Genomic DNA, 13,185 nt, shown 5'->3' with positions numbered 1-13,185 from the left:
ACCGCGCTCTCCCATCCTCCCGCGCACGCCTGGCGGCAGTGCTGCTCGGGTGCCTGCTGAGCAAGGTAAGGTTGGCGTTCAACCCCAACTCAGACGTCGGATAGACAGCTCCAGCTTCTTGGAAGCGGACCTTCGGCTTTCAGGTCATTCGAGGCTGGCCTCCAATGGCCGAAATTGGGGCGCATAGCTGTCATCCTAATGGTCCCGCCGAATTTTTGGGACCGTCAGGTGCTAAGCTGTGCTTCAATCAGAGACGAAACATCATTAGCGGCTTCCATGACCGGCTGGTTGGCCAGATGCGCATATCGGGCGGTAGTCTGTACCTGCGTGTGACCGAGCAGCTTTCCGATCATAGGTAGGCTCTGTCCGTTGCTCACGGCAACGGAAGCGAAGGTGTGGCGCAGATCGTGGATCCGCGCATCTTTGAGCCCGGCGCGGCCGCGCAACCGCTGCCAGAAGGGCTGCAGGTCCGTCAAATGCGCACCGGGTTTGCGACCGACAATAACGAAATCGCTATCCTTTGGTTTGTCGATACCTTTGAGAACGGTCAGTGCAGCGGTACCCAGATGCACGAGCTTGGCACCCGTCTTCGAGTCCGGCAGGCGCAGTACTTTCGCATCGAAATCTACAAAGTCCCAACGAAGCGTCATGATCTCCCCGAGGCGGCAGCCGGTGAACAGGAGCAGCCGGATCGCGGCGATCGCCGAGGGCAGCTCGATGCGCTCCTTTTCCATTTCGGTGAGGACTCGACCAAGTGCTCGAAGCTCGCCAGCCGAGAAATAGCGTTCGCGCTTCTTCTCGGGGTATTTCTTGATGTGGCGGCGGGGGTTCGTCCCATCTGGTCGCAGTCCCCACATCTCTGCGAGATTGAACATCTTGGAGATGATCTCGAGGTTGCGGTTCGCCTGATAGGGACGATGGCGCCAGTCATGATGGTACTTGGCGATATCAGCTCGGGTCACATCCAAGACGCGAAGGTGACCGATCGCCGGCAAAATGAAGAGCTTCAGATTGCGCCGGTATTCCTTCGCGGTGCTGACCTTCAACCGGACGGCGATATGTTCTTCGTCGAAGCGGTCGGCGAGCTCTTTGACGGTTATAGCTGTTCGGCGCTGCTTCTTCTCGAGCTGCGGATCGACATCCTGCCGGATTTTGACGAGGGCCTCCAGGGCTACGCCTCTCGCCTGGTCCGGAGTGATGGCACCGAAACGACCAAGGCTCATCCTACGGCTGGTCTTGCCGAAGCGGTATTGCAGGACAAACTGCTTGCGACCGGTCGGGAAAACGCGAATGCCCAATCCGGAAAGCTCGGTGTCCCAGACAAAGTAGTCTTTCTCAGCGGGCTCTAGGCTCTCGATTTGCCTCTTCGTAAGTTTTGCCATTCTGACCTCCTGTTACCAGTGCGGGTTTCGAGGTCCGTTCCGGAAGCAAATAGGAAGCAGGCGGGAGAGAAACGCAGCGAAACCGTGCGTAGACACACAGTCGTCAGACTCGCGAATAGTCAACGTAAGGCGTTGTAAAAAAGGAGATAAAGGTATCGAGGCGTAGTAGGGAGTAGGATGGCTGGAGAGCCCTCATAACCTGAAGGTCGTTGGTTCAAATCCAACCCCCGCAACCACCGTCTCATTGGAAACAAAAGTCTAGTCCACCCCACTGCATCCAGTGGGGTTTTCGTCGTTATGCTCCGGGAGTATGCTCCGCGACATGTAATCCTGGCGCTGCATATGTGCTCGAAGGTCCAAACATTTGCGATGTCCTTGCTGGCGTCGAATGGGTGATGCCGAGCATCAAGATTCGTCTCCCCGGGTGTATGTCGTTATATTGGCCTCACACCCGAAAGCGGGGAAATCAGCCGCGAAGAGTTGGGGACCGACCGCCACGACCGAAAGATAGGGTCGCCAAGAGGCTTCCCTCTCGGGAACGGTACGTGAGTGACTAAATCACTGGTCCCTGTGCGCTTGCCTGCGGAGTGCTGAGCGTCGTCATGCGCCTGCATGATGGACGGGAAACTGCCGAACTGGTCTTTGCAGCAAAAAAACTGGCATCGGCACCCACGCGTGTTAGGCTTACACGAGATGGGTTGGTCCAACTGGTCAGGCAGCGTCAACGCAGACGGTAAGGTCCATCTGCCTCGGACCGAGGAAGAACTCGGCGCGCTAGTGCGTTCCTCACGGACAGTCAGGCCTACAGGTGCAGGCCATTCTTTCATGCCGCTGTGTGCAAGCAACGACATTATCGTTAGCTTGGCCGACCTGGACGCCCGCCTCACGATCGCGTCCGACAGGCAAACCGCACGGATCCCTGCAGGCTGGAGCATCAAGCGCCTGACCCAGCAACTCTGGGAGAATGGTCTGGCGCTGGCGAACCAGGGCGATGTCAATCCTCAGTCGCTTGCCGGTGCGATGGCAACTGGAACCCATGGAACGGGCCGGGAACTGGGCAATCTCGCCACATTTGCGCGCGGCTTCCGTCTTGTCAGAGCGGACGGCACCGTAACCTGGTGCGATGCGAATACAGAGAGTAACCTGTTCGAAGCCCAACGCCTATCGCTGGGGATGTTCGGAATTGCGACTGAAATCGAGTGCGACGTGGTCCCCGCCTATCACCTGGCCGAGCGGATCGAGAAGCGCCCCTGGGACGAGGTGCGCGAGAAGTATTTCGAGCTGGCAACCAAACTGCGCCATGTCGAGTTCTGGCTCTTTCCGCATGCCGACACGGTCATCCTGAAGACGCTGGAGCCATGTGATCCCTGCGACCCGCCGCCGACGACGACGGACATGGAAGAGGACAGTTTCCGTCGCCTGCTCAACATCGGCGCGATTGTTCCCCCGCTTGTGCCCACCTTGCAACGCCTGATCATGCGATCGAACATGAACGGGCGGCGCAGGGGACCCGCTCACACGATCTTTCCTTCCGACCGCACAATTCCATTCGAAGAAATGGAATACGAGATGCCCCAGGCGGCCGGGCTGGAAACGCTGGAAGAACTGGTCGCATGGATCCGGAAGAAGCGGCTGCCGGTTTCATTCCCCTTCGAGTTTCGCATCGTCGCTGCCGATGACATCTGGATGAGCCCGATGAATGCGGGTCCGGTCGCGGCGATATCGATGCACCAGTATGCCAAGATGCCATGGCGCAGACTGTTTGCGGATGCAGAGGCAATCTTCCGTGCCCATGGAGGAAGGCCGCACTGGGCAAAGCGTCATACGCTGAGGCGTGACGAAGTCGATGCGCTCTATCCCATGGCCGAGCGCTACCGCGAGGTGCGCCGGACGGTCGATCCTGACGGCAAGTTTCTCAACCCGCACCTCGAAGAATTGTTCGGCTGATGGACGACCGCGAACTCCATGAACACCTGATTGGCCAGCAGGGATCGCGGGCCGCGCTCAATACGCCCGTTCTGGTGCTCGATCTCGACCAGCTTGATCGCAACATCTTCGCGATGCAGGCAAAGGCGACGGACAGGGGAGTGGCGTTGCGCCCTCATGCCAAGACGCACAAGAGCGTCGACATCGCGCGCCGGCAGATCGCCGCCGGAGCGGTAGGGGTGTGCTGCGCCAAGATCGGCGAGGCCGAGGTGATGATCGACGCGGGAGTGGCAGGCGTGCTCATCACGTCGCCCGTGGCTGCGCCTGCCGCAATCGGACGTCTGGGGAAGCTTGCCCGTCGCGCGGAGGCCCTGATGGCTACCGTCGATGACCCGCAGATCGCCCGAAGCATCGATGGTGCGGTGGCGCGCAGCGATGCGTTGCTCGATGTGGTCATCGACATCGATCCCGGTATTCGCCGTACCGGCGTTGCATCGGCTGACGCTGCCGTCGACCTCGCGCGAACCATCGCCGATTGCGAGCACCTGCGCCTGCGCGGCGTGCAATTCTATTGCGGGATGCAGCAGCATATCGAGGATTTTGCCGCTCGCCGCGCCGCCATCGAGGAGCGCACGCAGTATCTCCAAACCGTCTTAGACGCGCTGTGCGAAGCCGGCTTTCCGCCCGAGATCGTAACCGGTTCCGGCACCGGAACCCACGCAATTGACCTTGCGCTGGGGGTCTTCACCGAACTGCAGACCGGATCCTATGTCTTCATGGACACGCAGTATCTCGACTGCGACCTCGACGGTAGCGGCGCGGCTCCCTTCGAGACGTCTCTTGCGGTCGACGCGCGCGTGGTCAGCGCCAATCACAGCGCCCTGGTCACGATCGATTCGGGCTTCAAGTCGCTGTCGACCGACGGCGGATCGCCGCGGGTCGGCAAGGGTGCGTCGCCCGATACGGTCTTCGCCTTCATGGGCGACGAACATGGCGCGCTGGTGGGGCCGGAAATCGGCACCCGCCTTCGTCCCGGAGATCCTGTCAGCCTGGTGGTGCCCCACTGCGACCCGACCGTGAACCTCTACGACCACTACCACGTGGTCCAAGGCGACACGCTCGTGGACATCTGGCCAGTCAGCGCCCGCGGAAGAGCGCGCTAGTCTTCGAGCCCGATCAGACTCCGCTGTCTCGGCCGGGTTTGGTCGTTTCCGATGAGTTTTTGCGTGCTCAGTTGTCGCGAAACGCGGCGGGCAGGATGCCGTGCTTTCCTAGTTTGTCGTAAAGCGTCTTGCGCGGAATCGAGAGGGCGCGTTGCACTTCACCCACGTTGCCTCCGGTTTTTGCGAGTGCATCCTCGAGGACCGTCCTTTCAAAGGCGGCCAGCATGTCCCGGAGGCTGGAACCCGTTGCTTGCGCTTCCCCGGTGTCCGCCATTCGAGTCAGACCGAGTACGAGGTTTTGCGCGTACATGCGCAGTTCGCGAAAATTGCCAGGCCACGAGTGGGTGAGGAGGTGATGCCACTCCGCCTCTGTCACCGCTTCGGCTTCGCGCTCGAACTCACGTTCGAATTCCGAGACAAAGCGGCGAAACGTGGATGGGATATCTTCTCGCATTTCACCAAGGGAGGGCAATGAGATGGTGATGCCCGTCAGCCTTTCCGCGAGGGGGTTGCCGGCCAATACTGATCCGTCACGAGCCGTAGCGATTATTCGAAGATCGACACTGCGGGGTTTGGGCGCGCCCAAGGCCAGAAAACTTCGGTTGTCGACCAGGCTGGCGAGACGTGCTTGCGCAGCGAACGGGATCTGGTCGATGTCCTCTAGAACAAGGGTGCCCCCGTTGGCACGTTCAATCATCCCTGATCGCGAAAGCGCGACCGAGGGGTCTCGACCATATAGCAGCAAGTCTGCCTCGGCGTTAGCGAACAAGCCGGGGTCGACGGTTACAAAGGCGCGCCCGGATCGCGCGCTTCGCTCATGGATTTGCCGGGCTCTATGGCTCTTGCCGGACCCGGGCCCGCCCCGCAGCAAAAGGTCTGCGTCGGTTCGTGCCACTTCATCCGTGATTGCTTCAAGCCGCCGCGCTGCAGCGGATTGCACCGAAGTCGCCCTGCTGGTTTCTCCGTCCAGCTGGGCACGCAACTTGCGGTTCTCGAGGACCAGGGCACGCTGTCGCAGCGCCTGCCTGACCGCATGGGCAAGGCGGGCGATCGAGTAGGGCTTGGTGAAGAAGTCTGCAGCACCGTCGCGCATGGCGCCGACGGCCATTTCGATGTCGCCGTGCGCGGTCGTGAAGATGACTTGCAGCCCGGAATCGATCGCCCGCATTCGTTGAAAGAACTCAAGCCCATCCAGCTTGGGAAGCCTGACGTCGCTGACGACCACGCCGGGATAGTCAGGAGTGAGCAATCGCAACGGTGTTTCCGCTTCCGCGAACGCGGCAACCGCAAACCCTTCCAGCTCCAGTGCCTGAGTGGCGCTTGCGCGCAACGCGTCATCATCCTCCACCAGGAGCACCTGTGTCAGCAGGTCTGTCACAGCGACCTCGGTATGATCATGGTGAAGCAGGTTCTATTGGCGCGCGGCGCGAAAATCAGGTCTCCGCCGAGGTCACGCATGATGTCGCGCGAAATAACCAGGCCCAAGCCAAGACCATCTTGTTTCGTTGTAGCAAAGGGGTGGAAGAGCTTTTCCTTCTGCAACTCGTCGATCCCGCTGCCTTCATCTAGGACGTGGAGGCGCACATCATGCTCGGCAATTGTGAGTTCGATAGATACCGGTGCCTCGGGTCCGCTCGCATCGAGTGCATTCTGGAGCAGGTTGACTAGGACCTGCTCCAGCCGGACGTGTTCGGCGGCCACTTCGACGTCGAGAAGTTCCGCAGGGGGGAGCAATATTCCCGCCTCACGCGAAACAATGCGATCATGTAGCAGCAGCAAGGCCCCTTCGATGATCTCGCGGATCGCAGCGACGCGCGGCTCGGCGGGATTCCGCCGGCTGAATCTTCGCAACTCGCCGGTAATCCGCCCGATCCTGTCCGCAAGCCGGGTAATCTCGCGAAAGTTTGCAGCAGCCTCGTCAGAGCGACCGGAGGTGACGAGCTTTTCTCCGGTTTCGGCGAAAACGCGGAGCGCTGCAACGGGCTGCCCGATCTCATGGTTCACACCGGCAGATATCTGGCCCAGCGTCGCCAGCCGGTTGGCTTGCGAGAGCTGGTCGCGCAGGATGGCTGTCCTTTCTGCGACCACTGCCGCCTCCCTTGTCCGGTGACGTCGCCGGACAAGCAAGGCGGCGATGGCGAGGGCACCAAGCGCTGCCAGTGCAAGGACGAAGGCCAATCTCCCGGTCGCCACGGCCGCAGCTATGCGTGGGCTTGGGTCGACGAAAAGATGGAGGTCCCAACCCGCGGGAGAAATTGTCTGCTGTGCTTCGACCAGGGGGACTTGGACAATCTCCCCGCCGCGGTCGCGCTGGTCGATTTCCAAAGCCGGTAGCTTGCTCAGCCCGAATTGCTTGAGATCGAGATCGAGGTCGCGTTCTTTGGCCTCATTACCGGGAAGGATATGGAACCGCCAGGAAGGATCGCTTGCAAGAAGGACGACGCCATCGGCGTCGGTCACGTAGACGCCGCGTGTCGTGCGCCGCCAACTGTCTTCTGTGGCATCGAACTCGACCTTCACGGCAACAATGCCCGAGGGTTTTCCGGCCGGACCGATGCGGCTGGCGATATAGAGACCCGGCTTTCGGCTCACGGTGCCCAAGGCGAATTGGGTCGCCGACCCGCGTTCGATCGCCCGCTTGAAATAGTCGCGGAACGCGTAGTTGGAACCTACGAAGCTGGTCGGAAGATTCCAATTGCTTGCTGCAAGCGTACGTCCGTCGCGCTCCATGACATAGATTGCTGCGGCATCGGACTGGGTCGCCAGGGTTTCCAGCCTTCGGTTGAGCGATGCCGCCTCGCCAAGGTCGCCTTCCACGAGGGCCTTCACCTGCGGGTCTCTCGTAAGAGCCATAGGGAGCAGGCTGAATTTATCGAGTTCGCTGTTGAGGCTGGCAGCAAGGATCGCGGCTTCGTTGCGCGCCGCGTTCGCTTCTTCGCCCACAGCCCGGCTCCGCATCGCCGAGTCCGTGACCCAGAGGCCACCCCAAATGACAGTCGCGACTCCGACTAAGAGTGCCGCCCAACGCGTGACCTGGATGAGTTTCGTCTTGCCCCCCATGGATATGCAATGTGCGGAAATCCGCACAATTAGCAATCGTCATGTGCGGTTTTCCGCACAGACAGCTCGATTGGTCAGCATAAGTATCTGAAAATACGTTGATGATAGTTCGGCCTCGGCAAGGTTGCCGATTCCTCTGCCAGCATTGCACAATCTTCCCGAGAACGCGCCCAGACGCGAACACAGGGAGGGAAACTTGGTCGCAAGCCACGGTGCAGCGGCAGCTGCGCAATTGCCGCAAGGTCGCACGCCAATTTACAAGCGCCTCTACGCCCAGGTCGTTGCAGCGATCATCGTCGGGGCGCTTGCTGGGCATTTCTTCCCGGAGTTCGGCGCATCCCTGAAACCGCTTGGTGATGCCTTCATCAATCTCGTGAAGATGATCATCGCGCCGGTCATCTTCGTTACTGTCGCGACCGGCATCGCGGGCATGAAGGATATGTCCTCGGTCGGGAGCGTTGCGTGGAAGGCGTTCGCCTATTTCCTGTTTTTCTCGACCCTCGCGCTGATCGTGGGCCTTGTCGTTGCGAACGTGGTGCAGCCGGGCGCAGGACTGAACATCGATCCCGCAACGCTCGATACGGAGGCCGTCGCGAACTACGCGAGCACGGCCGAGGAGACGACGATCTCGGGCTTTCTGCTCGGCATCATACCCACGACCTTTTTCAGCGCCGTCACCAGCGGGTCGATCCTCCAGGTGCTCCTGGTCGCCATACTCAGCGGCGTTGCCATCGCCGCGACGCGCCCGCACAGCGACCTGGTGTTCGACGTGCTGGGCTCGTTCAGCCAGGTCATCTTCAAGCTGGTGCACATGCTCATGAAGCTGGCGCCGATCGGGGCCTTCGGTGCCATTGCATTCACCATCGGCGAGTTCGGCATCGGCTCGCTTGCAAGCCTCGCCGCGCTCGTCGGCACTTTCTACCTGACTTCGTTTGTCTTCGTACTCGTCGTGCTGGGCACCATGGCATGGGCGACAGGCTTCTCCATTTTCGCGCTGATCAAATACCTGCGCGAAGAGCTGCTGCTCGTTCTGGGTACCTCCTCGTCGGAAGCGGCCTTGCCGAGCCTGATGGAGAAGATGGAAATTGCCGGTTGTCGCAAGACGGTGGTCGGCCTGGTGGTGCCCACGGGGTATTCCTTCAATCTCGACGGAACGAACATCTACATGACGCTTGCCGCGCTCTTCATTGCGCAGGCGGTGAGCATCGACCTGTCGTTGGGCGAACAGATCGCACTGGTTCTCGTCGCGATGATCAGTTCGAAGGGAGCGGCCGGTGTGACAGGCGCAGGTTTTGTCATCCTCGCCGCTACCCTTTCGGTCGTGCCCTCGGTTCCGGTGGCGGGCATGGCCCTCATCCTCGGCATCGACCGCTTCATGAGCGAGTGTCGGGCCCTCACGAATTTCATCGGTAACGCAGTGGCCACCATTGTCGTCGCGCGCTGGGAAAACGCGCTGGATCGCGAAAGACTCGTCGCGGCCTTGGCCGGCAATCCGATGCCTCTCCCGGAACAGGATATCGAAAGGCACGAGCGGAGCGGACCGCATAGCGAAGCGATCGACGCCAAGCTCGGGGGGCTCGCGTGATCGGAAGGCGCCAATTCCTCTCTGGCGTCACCGTCGCAGGGTGCGTGGCGGGGGTAGCTCTGACCCCCGCCCGCATCTTTGCGCACGAAGTCGAGGACATTCCTCTCTGGCCCGGCTCGCCTCCGGGGCGGGGTCAGGTGAGGGGACCCGAGAAGATCGGTGGTGAGGGTGCCGGATACGGTGCGGTCTCCAACATTTCGACCCCACGGATGAGAGTTTACCGTCCGAACCATTCCAACGGCCGAGCCGTGCTCGTTTGTGGCGGTGGAGGCTATTACCGCATCCAATTGTGGAAGGAAAGCACGCCGATCGCGCTCTGGCTGCAGAACCGCGGCTACACAGTGTTCGAGCTCCTTTACCGCCTTCCCAACGACGGCTGGGAAGCATCGGCCCCGTTTGCGGATGCCCAGCGCGCAATGAAGATCATCCGCGCGCGCGCCGCGGACTTCGGCATTCGACCCGACGCGATCGGTATCATGGGCTTTTCCGCTGGAGGTCACCTCGCAGGCTTCACCGCCCTCCAGCCTTCGCGCGCGCTATATTCTGGAGCTGATCGGTTCGAGCAGGCAAGCGCACGTCCGGACTTTGCCGCCCTGCTTTTTCCTGTCGTTTCGCTTCGCAAGCCGTTCGACACCACGCGGACACGCAAGGAGATCATCGGCGAGAAGCCGACGCGCGATGCCGAAGACGCCTGGTCGCTCGATACCTACGCGGCCAAGGATGCGCCGCCGACCATCATATTCTCGGCGGCCGACGACCCGATCACGCCGCCCGCACACGGCATTTCCCTGTTCCAGGCATTGCGCGCCAAGGGGGCGCCAGCGGAACTTCATATCTTCGGCGAAGGAGGTCACGGTTGGGGCCTGGGAACGCCGGATCAGACATTGAGCCAGTGGCCCGAACTGTTCGCCGCGTGGCTTGAAACGCAACTGAGAAAGAATGTTCGGGAGGAAGAGCAATGAACATCGCGACCATGAGGAAACTCGTCCTGTTGTCGGGCACCAGCCTGCTGGCATCGGCAACGATCGCCAGTGCGCAGGAAGTGCCGGCACCGCCAGCGGCAGCGGATGAAACGGAAGAACCCACCATCCTCGTCACCGGCACGCGCATCCAGGGCGCGCAGATAAACGACGTCCTGCCCGTGACCGTACTCGACGAAGAAGCGATCGCGAACACCGGCGCGTCATCGGGTGACGAGCTGTTCCGGGCCATCCCGCAGGCGGGTACGGTGGCCTTCAACGAGCAGAACGCAACCACCCAGAACAGCGCACGCGGCGACGTCGGCTCGATCAACCTGCGTGATCTGGGGACCGGAAACACGCTCCTCCTCATCAACGGGCGGCGCATGACACTGCACCCTGGCTTCCAGACCGAGTTGCTCGTGCCTGTCGTCAGCTCCGACACCAATGAGATCGCGCCCGGTAGCGTGAGGCGGATCGAGGTCCTCCGCGATGGTGCATCCGCCATTTATGGTGCCGACGCGGTCGCGGGTGTGGTCAACACCGTGCTCAAGGGCGACATGACCGGTGGTTTTGTCGAGGGCGACTACCGCATGTCCGACGGCACCAGCCTCTACAGCTATCGGCTGAGCGGTGGCTATGGGTTCGATTTCGGCGGCGGTCGGGGCAATATCACCGTCTATGGCGGCTATTTCTACGAAAACGGCATGCCGACCTCGGAACGGTATTACGCTGCGGACGAGAACCGCCTGCCCCTGGTGGTGGGCACCGACTTCGAAGGCGACGCCTCGTTCAACAATCGCAACACGTTCGGCCCGTTCGGTCAGTTCGATATCCAGGCACCGTCCAGCCGCACTCCGATTGGGGACGACGATTTCTACCTGCAACCCGATTACTTCCCCAATTGCAGGCTCGATTTCGGCAATGGCATTTGCGCCCGCAACGGGACGACGCCCACGTCCGACGTACGCTACAACCAGAATTATGATGGCACGCTGATCAGCGAAAAGAAGCGCTACAACGCGATGGCGCTGCTGAGCTACGACCTCACCGATAACATCGAAGCTTATTTCGAGGGCAGCTACTACCGCTCGGAAAGCCGGCGCAACAACGAGGCCTCCGCCATCCTGGGCGCCACGCCGTTTCGCATTTCGCGGAATGCCTACTGGAACCCCTTCGGCCCGGTCGGCAGCCCCAATCGCCTTACCGATCCCCGTATTACCATCGCCGCAGGCGGCGCCGACATCGACCTCGAGCGTTATCGGTTCGTCGATATCGGCAGTCGCGACGTATCGGTGGACAAGGATGTGTTTCGCCTCGTCGGCGGGTTCCGCGGGAATTTCGGGTCGTGGGACTTTGACACCGGCTTCCTCTACTCGGAGGCGGACGTAGTCGACCTTGCGCGTAACCGTGTGTCCATGACGTTGGCCCAGGCGGCGATCAATCGCACCACACCGGACGCCTACAATCCCTTCAACGGCGGTTGCCTGGGCGATCCGGGTGAAGGCGATTGCACGCCCAACTCGCAGGCGACCATGGACTCGATGCGAATCGACGTCTTCCGCAAGGGCGGCACCAGCCTTGCCCTTGCCGACTTCAAGGTCAGCCGCGACGACCTGATCTCGCTGCCGGGTGGCAATCTCGGCGTTGCCGCAGGCGTCGAATGGCGTCGCGAGACGTTCTACGATGATCGCGATCCGCGTCTCGACGGCACGATTACCTTTACCGACAGCATCACGGGCGAGTTCATCGGCAGCGATGTCGTGGGTACCAGCCCGTCGCCGGACACGAGTGGCAAGCGCAATGTCTATTCGGCCTATGCCGAGCTGTTCGTTCCGCTGGTCGGACCCGACATGAACATTCCGCTGGTCGAGGAATTCAACGTCCAGGTGGCCGGTCGCATCGAGCGGTTCACCGACATCAAGGAAACCGCGATGGTCCCGCGCATTGCTGCCTCGTGGACTACCGTGCCCGGGGTCACTTTCCGCGGTGCATGGTCGGAAGGGTTCCGTGCGCCGAACCTCGTGCAGGTGAACGACGAGGGCACTACGCGCGTCAACACGCGCGACGATCTCGTCTTCTGCCAAGCGCAGGTCGAGAAGGGGACGCTGACGAACCTTGGTGCATGCCCGGGCGCCAGTACGGTCAGCTTCCGTTCGGGCACCGAAAACCTCGTTCCCGAAGATAGCGAGAGCATCAACCTCGGCGTCGTACTCGAACCTGGTTTCCTTCCCGGCCTGACGCTCACCGCCGATTACTGGCGTGTCGAACAACGTGGACTGGTCGGAACCTTTGGCGACGACAATGCGATCGCGCTCGATCTCCTGCGCCGCCTCAATGGCAGCACGAATCCCAATGTCATCCGCGAAACGCCGTCGGCGGAAGACATCGCGCTGTTCAACGGGACCAGCCTCGCCCCGGCCGGTGAGATCATTCGCGTTCTTGACCCTTATCTCAACCTCGACAGTCGCGTCTCGAAGGGGTGGGATTTCGGTCTCTTCTATCGCGTGCCGGACTTCGGTCTCGGCAAGTTCCGTCTCCGGTTCAATGCCGCACGCCTGGAAAGCTTCGTCCAGTCGGCAGGCCCCGACAGCCAGGAGCTGCTTGCCGGTATCGCAGATGGCAGCTTGCCGGCAGACGTCACGGTCGGAGGTCTCGGCGAACTGCTCGAGATCGACGGTCGTCCGAAGTGGCGCTTCAGCGGTTCGATCAACTGGGACAAGGGTCCAGTCGACGTGGGTCTCTTCGCCAATTACGTTGGAGAGGTCTGGGATACGAGTGTGACGCGTGACGTGCTGCTCGACACCGACGATCCGAACGGCAATTTCTATCGCGTCGACGATCAGATCACGTTCAACCTGTCGATTTCCTACTCGATCAATAACGACACGCCCCTCGACGGAACGAGGTTGCGGTTCGCGATCAACAATCTCTTCGACAAGGATCCGCCGCTGGCAGATGAGCAGTTCGGCTATTACAGCGACCTGCACAGTGCACGCGGACGGGTATTCCATGTCGAATTGCGCAAGGAGTTCTGATCGGAGCGACAAGGTAGGGCGAGGGCTGCTGGGGGCAGCGCTCGCTCTTGCCGTCGGCGGTTGCGCGCCATC

General features: G+C 61.2%; 8 protein-coding genes. 5 read left to right on the top strand and 3 right to left on the bottom strand.

What is annotated here, in order from left to right; translation table 11 throughout:
- Positions 1 to 224 precede the first annotated feature (224 nt).
- Positions 225 to 1,382 (bottom strand): tyrosine-type recombinase/integrase, encoded by a 1,158-nt coding sequence (locus IRL76_RS09640; protein WP_200981146.1) that lies wholly within the window; start codon positions 1,380 to 1,382, stop codon positions 225 to 227.
- Between the two features lie 693 nt (positions 1,383 to 2,075).
- Between IRL76_RS09640 and IRL76_RS09635 the strand changes: the two genes are divergently transcribed.
- Complete coding sequence (locus IRL76_RS09635) at positions 2,076 to 3,329, top strand: D-arabinono-1,4-lactone oxidase (RefSeq protein WP_200981145.1); 1,254 nt, start codon at positions 2,076 to 2,078, stop codon at positions 3,327 to 3,329.
- Positions 3,329 to 4,471, top strand: a complete 1,143-nt coding sequence (locus IRL76_RS09630) for a DSD1 family PLP-dependent enzyme (protein ID WP_246449651.1) — start codon at positions 3,329 to 3,331, stop codon at positions 4,469 to 4,471. Before IRL76_RS09635 ends, IRL76_RS09630 begins: the two co-directional genes overlap by 1 nt.
- A gap of 67 nt (positions 4,472 to 4,538) precedes the next feature.
- On the opposite strand, the gene IRL76_RS09625 is transcribed toward IRL76_RS09630, so the two are convergent.
- Together IRL76_RS09625 and IRL76_RS09620 are read right to left on the bottom strand one after the other, a co-directional pair.
- A complete protein-coding gene (locus IRL76_RS09625) occupies positions 4,539 to 5,849 on the bottom strand; it encodes a sigma-54-dependent transcriptional regulator (RefSeq protein WP_200981144.1) in 1,311 nt (436 codons plus the stop codon).
- Positions 5,846 to 7,414 carry a sensor histidine kinase gene (locus tag IRL76_RS09620; RefSeq protein WP_200981143.1) on the bottom strand — a complete coding sequence of 523 codons (1,569 nt, stop codon included), beginning with the start codon at positions 7,412 to 7,414 and terminating at the stop codon, positions 5,846 to 5,848. The genes IRL76_RS09625 and IRL76_RS09620 overlap by 4 nt, the downstream gene beginning before the upstream one ends.
- Positions 7,415 to 7,727: 313 nt before the next feature.
- Between IRL76_RS09620 and IRL76_RS09615 the strand changes: the two genes are divergently transcribed.
- The 3 genes from IRL76_RS09615 to IRL76_RS09605 are packed head-to-tail and all read left to right on the top strand — an operon-like array spanning position 7,728 to position 13,113.
- On the top strand, positions 7,728 to 9,116 hold the full coding sequence (locus tag IRL76_RS09615) for a dicarboxylate/amino acid:cation symporter (RefSeq protein ID WP_425504492.1): 1,389 nt from the start codon (positions 7,728 to 7,730) through the stop codon (positions 9,114 to 9,116).
- Positions 9,113 to 10,078, top strand: coding sequence for an alpha/beta hydrolase (locus tag IRL76_RS09610; RefSeq protein WP_200981142.1), 966 nt, complete (start codon positions 9,113 to 9,115; stop codon positions 10,076 to 10,078). Before IRL76_RS09615 ends, IRL76_RS09610 begins: the two co-directional genes overlap by 4 nt.
- On the top strand, positions 10,075 to 13,113 hold the full coding sequence (locus tag IRL76_RS09605) for a TonB-dependent receptor domain-containing protein (protein ID WP_200981141.1): 3,039 nt from the start codon (positions 10,075 to 10,077) through the stop codon (positions 13,111 to 13,113). The genes IRL76_RS09610 and IRL76_RS09605 overlap by 4 nt, the downstream gene beginning before the upstream one ends.
- The last annotated feature ends 72 nt before the right edge of the window (positions 13,114 to 13,185 follow it).

Origin of the sequence: Qipengyuania soli (assembly GCF_015529805.1) — a bacterium.
Lineage (GTDB): Bacteria > Pseudomonadota > Alphaproteobacteria > Sphingomonadales > Sphingomonadaceae > Qipengyuania > Qipengyuania soli.
The sequence above is the reverse complement of the archived record's forward strand: the minus strand, read 5'-3'. Positions and strand labels throughout refer to the sequence as shown.

Bases quoted from the DNA above. Each gene is read 5' to 3' on its own strand.
- IRL76_RS09635 (WP_200981145.1), top strand. From the start codon at position 2,076: ATGGGTTGGTCCAACTGGTCAGGCAGCGTCAACGCAGACGGTAAGGTC.
- IRL76_RS09605 (WP_200981141.1), top strand. From the start codon at position 10,075: ATGAACATCGCGACCATGAGGAAACTCGTCCTGTTGTCGGGCACCAGC.
- IRL76_RS09630 (WP_246449651.1), top strand. From the start codon at position 3,329: ATGGACGACCGCGAACTCCATGAACACCTGATTGGCCAGCAGGGATCG.
- IRL76_RS09640 (WP_200981146.1), bottom strand. From the start codon at position 1,382: ATGGCAAAACTTACGAAGAGGCAAATCGAGAGCCTAGAGCCCGCTGAG.